This is a genomic window from Micromonospora sp. NPDC049799 (assembly GCF_040656655.1).
Taxonomy (GTDB): Bacteria; Actinomycetota; Actinomycetes; order Mycobacteriales; family Micromonosporaceae; genus Micromonospora.
In genome coordinates, this window is sequence record NZ_JBFAMU010000326.1 from 1 (window position 1) to 5,631 (window position 5,631).

Annotated in this window: 3 protein-coding genes; 2 read left to right on the forward strand and 1 reads right to left on the reverse strand. The window is 73.1% G+C overall.

Going from position 1 to position 5,631, the window contains the following annotated elements:
- Positions 1 to 131 precede the first annotated feature (131 nt).
- Complete coding sequence (gene dxs / locus AB0I76_RS21165; protein ID WP_357038037.1) at positions 132 to 2,084, forward strand: 1-deoxy-D-xylulose-5-phosphate synthase; 1,953 nt, start codon at positions 132 to 134, stop codon at positions 2,082 to 2,084.
- Between the two features lie 125 nt (positions 2,085 to 2,209).
- On the opposite strand, the gene AB0I76_RS21170 is transcribed toward dxs, so the two are convergent.
- The gene (locus tag AB0I76_RS21170; RefSeq protein WP_357038040.1) at positions 2,210 to 3,400 is read right to left on the reverse strand and encodes a hypothetical protein; all 1,191 of its coding nucleotides are present in this window, start codon (positions 3,398 to 3,400) and stop codon (positions 2,210 to 2,212) included.
- 384 nt (positions 3,401 to 3,784) lie between these two features.
- On the opposite strand from AB0I76_RS21170, the gene AB0I76_RS21175 reads away from it, so the two are divergent.
- Positions 3,785 to 5,548, forward strand: a complete 1,764-nt coding sequence (locus tag AB0I76_RS21175) for a hypothetical protein (protein ID WP_357038043.1) — start codon at positions 3,785 to 3,787, stop codon at positions 5,546 to 5,548.
- Positions 5,549 to 5,631: the final 83 nt, after the last annotated feature.

Consider the following 5,631-nt stretch of genomic DNA (forward strand, 5'->3'; position numbering starts at 1 on the left):
GGCGGCGGCACCGCGGGGCCACCCCGGTACGCCGCCCCGCCGCCTGCGGGTGCGGGGCTGACCAGCGGCTCAGACCCGTGCTGATCCGGGCCGGGCTGCGGACCGTGCGGCGGCCGATAGACTCTGTCGTCATGAGTGTTGAAGAGGACACGGTCCACCACACCGGGCTGCTGGCCACCGTCCGTGGCCCGCAGGACGTCAAGCGGATGTCGGTCGAGCAGGTCGGCATTCTCGCCGCCGAGATCCGTGACTTCCTGGTCGCCAAGGTCTCCCGCACCGGAGGGCACATCGGCCCGAACCTGGGCGTGGTGGAGCTGACCCTCGCGCTGCACCGGGTCTTCGACTCCCCCCGGGACCGGCTCCTGTTCGACACGGGCCACCAGGCGTACGTGCACAAGATCGTCACCGGGCGGCAGGTCGGCTTCGACAAGCTGAAGCAGCGCGGTGGCCTCTCCGGTTACCCCAGCCAGGCCGAGAGCGAGCACGACCTGATCGAGAACTCGCACGCCTCGACCGCCCTGTCCTACGCCGACGGGCTGGCCAAGGCGTACGCGCTGCGCGGCGAGCAGCGCAGCGTCGTGGCGGTGGTCGGTGACGGTGCGCTGACCGGCGGGATGTGCTGGGAGGCGTTGAACAACATCGCCACCGCCGGCAACCCGCTGGTGATCGTGGTGAACGACAACGGCCGGTCGTACGCGCCGACCATCGGCGGCCTCGCCGACCACCTCTCCTTCCTGCGGCTCAACCCGGGCTACGAGAAGGTGCTCGACACCGTCAAGGAGGCCCTGGGCTCCACCCCGCTGGTCGGCAAGCCGATGTACGAGGTGCTGCACGCGGTCAAGAAGGGCATCAAGGACGCCGTCGCCCCGCAGGCGATGTTCGAGGACCTCGGCATCAAGTACGTCGGTCCGGTCGACGGCCACGACGTGGCCGCGGTCGAGGGGGCGCTGCGCGCCGCGAAGAACTTCGGCGGCCCGGTGATCGTGCACGCGGTGACCCGCAAGGGCTACGGCTACCGCCCGGCCGAGGAGGACGAGGCGGACTGCTTCCACGGCCCGGGTGCCTTCGACATCGCCACCGGCAAGTCCACCGCCGCGCCGTCGGTCAAGTGGACCAACGTCTTCGCCGACGAGCTGGTCGCGATCGCCGACGAGCGGCCCGACGTCGTCGGCATCACCGCCGCGATGGCCGAGCCCACCGGCATCGTCAAGCTGGCCCGCAAGTACCCCGAGCGGGTGTACGACGTGGGCATCGCCGAGCAGCACGCCGCCACCTCGGCGGCCGGCCTGGCGCTCGGTGGACTGCACCCCGTCGTGGCGGTCTACGCGACCTTCCTCAACCGGGCGTTCGACCAGGTCCTGCTGGACGTGGCGATGCACCGACTGCCGGTGACCTTCGTCCTGGACCGGGCCGGCATCACCGGTCCGGACGGGCCGAGCCACTACGGCATGTGGGACATGTCCGTCTTCGGCGTGGTGCCGGGTCTGCGCATCGCCGCCCCCCGCGACGCCGCCACCCTCCGCGAGGAGCTGCGCGAGGCGGTCGCCGTGGACGACGGCCCGACCATCGTCCGCTTCCCGACCGGAGCGGTCGCCGCCGACCTGCACGCCGTACGCCGGGTCGGCCCGGTGGACGTGCTGACCGAGTCGGCGCGTACCGACGTGCTGCTGGTCGCCGTCGGCTCCTTCGGTCAGCTGGGCATGGAGGTGGCCACCCGGGTCGCCGAGCAGGGCTACGGGGTCACCGTGGTGGACCCGCGCTGGGTCCGGCCGGTCCCCGCCGAGCTGGTCGAGCTGGCCGCCGGGCACCGCCTCGTGGTCACCGTCGAGGACGGCGTCCGGGTCGGCGGTGTCGGCTCGGCTCTCGCGCAGGCCATGCGCGACGCCGACGTGCGGGTGCCGCTCAAGGACCTGGGCATACCGGCCGACTGGCACCCGCACGGCACCCGCGCGCAGATCCTGGCCGACCTCGGCCTGACCGCGCAGGACGTGGCCCGCGACGTCACCGGCTGGATCTCCGGCCTGGACGACGAGCCGGTCGAGCCCGTCATCACCCGCACCAACGACGCCCCCGCCCAGAACTAACCAGCCCCGGAACCCCGCCCGCCCCGCGATCTTGCACTTTCGGTCGTTGTGTCGCGAAGAAAGTCCTTTTTGCCGCGACACAAAGTGCAAGATCGCGAGGCGGAGGGGTGGGGTCTGGGGGAGGGTCAGCCGCCGGCGGAGCGGTAGTGGGTCTCGTCGGCGGAGGCCAGGCTGAACGTCTCGCGCTTCGCGGGCCACTCGACGACCACGAGGCCGGGGCGGTTCACCAGCTTCGTGGTGCCGGGCGGAACGGACAGCGAGCTGTCCCGCGTCGCCCGCCAGCTCAGCACCAACAGCTTCCGGCTGGCCACCGGCAGCAGGTACGACTGGAGGGGATCGACGCGGTCCGCCCGCGACACCGCCGCGGTACCCCCGCCGGCCGGGCGGTGGACCACCGCGGTCATCGTCCCGTCGGCGGTCTCCCAGCTCAACTGCTCCAGCTCGGCCGGTGCGCCGCGGTCGAGGGCGAGTTCGCCGACGGTGCGCACCGAGACCTTCGCCATCGGCCAGGACGACGGCACCGACTCGGCGATGTCACGGTCCCCGACGCGCCGCAGGATGCTGCCGAACGGACCCTCGTCGTCGGCCAGGGCGCAGGTGTCCAGATCGCTGAGGGCCCGCCGACCGGAGCCGGACTCGTCCCGCACCAGCGGGTAGCGCGGTGCGGCGGTGGCGGTACCGAGATCGAGCAGGCGGTCCGCGGCCCGGCCGCGGGGCAACGACTCGGTGGCCCGCAGTGTCGCGGCCAGCGGCACGGCCCGGCAGGGCGGCACGGCGACCGGGGCGGTGAGCCCGTCGGCCTGCGCCACCGGCCGGCCGTCCGGGCCGAGCAGCCGTTCCACCCGGGCGGAGACCAGGTAGCGGCGCTCCCCGGCGACCGACACCGGGAGCACGTCGGCATAGACCAGGTAGCCGGGGTCGGTGTACTCGGTGGCGTGCGTGACCGCCCATCGGCCGTCCCGCGCGGTGACCTGCAACAGCCAGGAGGCCTTTTCGCCGGGGACGTCGGCGGCGACCAGGGCCAGCGGGGCCCCGCCGACCTCACCGGACCAGAGGATCCCCGACGAGGGCAGGTGCGCCCGGTCGTCGACCGGGGACCGCCACTCCCGGACTGCGTCGGTGACGTTCCGGGTCACCTCGCCGTCGTCGGCGAGCGTGCCGCGCGGCGGCCACACCGCCAGGGAACCGTCGAGGCTGTCGTAGCCGACGCGCAGGTCGCGCGCCTGGCGGTCGGCGACCGGCCCGCAGGCGGTCACGGTCAGCAGCAGGGCCAGCAGAGCGATGGCCGTTGTGCCAGGCCGGCGGGCTGGAACCACCTGGAACGTCCCCTCGATCGCCTCGGCGTCGTTGACGAAAGCGCCATGATACGCAACGCCGGGTGACCGTCGACATTCAGGCGGCACGCCGTCCACACCGGACGTCCCGGGGGCTTTGGTGCCTTTTGGCCCCTCGGGTAGACTCCGCCGACTGTGACGCCTGCCGAGACCCGCGCCGAGTCCTCTCCGGATTCCGCCGCCGCCACGGACTCCGCGTCCGCCCCGGCCACCGGTGCCGGGAGCGACGGCGCAACGGCGCCGGGACGTACGCCCTCGGCCGGCCCGGCCCCCACCGCCGCGCCGGCGGCGCCCGCCCTCGACGGCCCTCCGGCCACCGCCACCGCCGATGCCGGAACCGCGGAGCGCACACCCGGCAGCCTGCCGATCGGCGCACGGCTCCGCCGGTTCGTGCGGGGGACCCGCCGGCGGCAGGACCTCACGGTCCTCGGCGTCTTCCTGCTCGCCGCGGTCTGGGTGACCAGCCAGCACTGGGCCGACCCGTCCGGCCGGGTGGCGTCGCTCTACAGCAGCGACCCGGCGCAGGTGCAGTTCTTCCTCGCCCACTCGGTGCGGGTCGTGCTGCACGGCGAGTTCCCGTTCTTCACCGAGCAGTTCAACTACCCCGACGGGGTCAACTTGATGGCCAACACGGCCATCCTGGCGCTGGGCATCCCGATGGTGCCGGTGACGCTGCTCTTCGGCCCGGCGGTGACCTTCGTGCTGCTGGTGACGCTGGCACTGGCCGGCACCGCCGCGGCCTGGTACGTCGTCCTGTCCCGGCACGTGGTGCGCAGTCCGCTCGCGGCGGCCGTGGGTGGCTGGTTCTGCGGATTCTCACCGGCGATGCTCGCGCACGCCAACTGGCACCCGAACATCATCTCCCAGTTCCTGCTGCCGTTCATCGTGTGGCGCGTGCTCGTGATCACCCGGTCCCGCCGGCCGTACGCCGACGGTGCGCTGCTGGCCCTGCTGGTGACCGTCCAGGCGTTCATCAACGAGGAGATCCTGCTCTTCACCGCGCTGGCCTGCGGGGTCTTCCTGATCGCCGTGGTCGTCCAGCGGCCGGCGCTGTGGTCGGCCGCCTGGCGCCCGCTCGGCAAGGCGTTGGCCACCTGCACGCTGATCGCCGGAGCGCTGCTGGCGTACCCGCTCTACATCCAGTTCGCCGGGCCCATGGCTTACCACGGGCTCAGCGACGCGGTCCGCAACTACGGCAACGACATCGCCGCCTTCGTCGCCCCCGGCTCGCCGACGCTGGGCGGCAACGAGCGGGCCAACGTCAACCTGGCACCGAACTACTCCGAGGAGAACGCCTTCTTCGGCTGGAGCCTCTCCCTGGTCGCCGTGGGCATCGTGGTCTGGCTGCGCCGGGAACCCCTGGTCCGCGCGCTGGCCGCGACCGGGGCGTTCTTCGCCGTGCTCTCACTCGGGGAGCGGATCTCCTGGTGGGACCGGGATCTGCTCACCGGGCCGTGGGAGTGGCTGGTGCGACTGCCGCTGCTCGACGCGGTGGTGCCGACCCGCTTCGGGCTGATCACCACGGTGGTCATCGGGCTGCTGCTGGCGTACGCGGTCGAGCGGTCCCGGACGCTGCCCGTGCCGCCGGCCACCCTGCGGTCGCTCACCGTCGCCGGGCTGGTCCTCGTGCTGCTGCCGATCGCGCCGATGCCCCTCGCGGTGACGTCCCGCCCGGCGGTGCCGGCCTTCATCACCGCCGACCGCTGGCGCGGCTACGTCGGGCCGGACCAGACGCTGGTGCCGATCCCGGTGCCGAGCATGGGCAACACGCACGGGATGCGCTGGGCCGCCTCGGCCAACCTCGACTTCAAGATCCCCGGGGGCTACTTCCTCGCCCCGCGCAACGGCAACACCGGCGACCCGGGCCGCTTCGGTGGGCGGCCCAGCGGGATGGGGCAGCTGCTGGAGGAGGTCGCCACGACGGGGCGTACCCCCCAACTGGACGACCGGCAGCGTCGGCGTTCCCTGGACGAGCTGCGGCACTGGCGGGCGGCGATCCTCGTGCTGCCGGTCGGCCAGCACCAGGTCGAGCCGCTGCGGCGTACCGTCGACCAGTTGGTCGGTCCCGGCCGCCGGGAGCTGGACGTCTGGGTCTGGGACGTCCGGGCGCTGACCGACCCACCGGCCTGATGGCCGCCCGCCCGACAGGTGCTGGACCGCGATCCGGAGTTCGTCCGGCGGGCGCTCACCGCGATCGAGGAGACCGGGCGGGC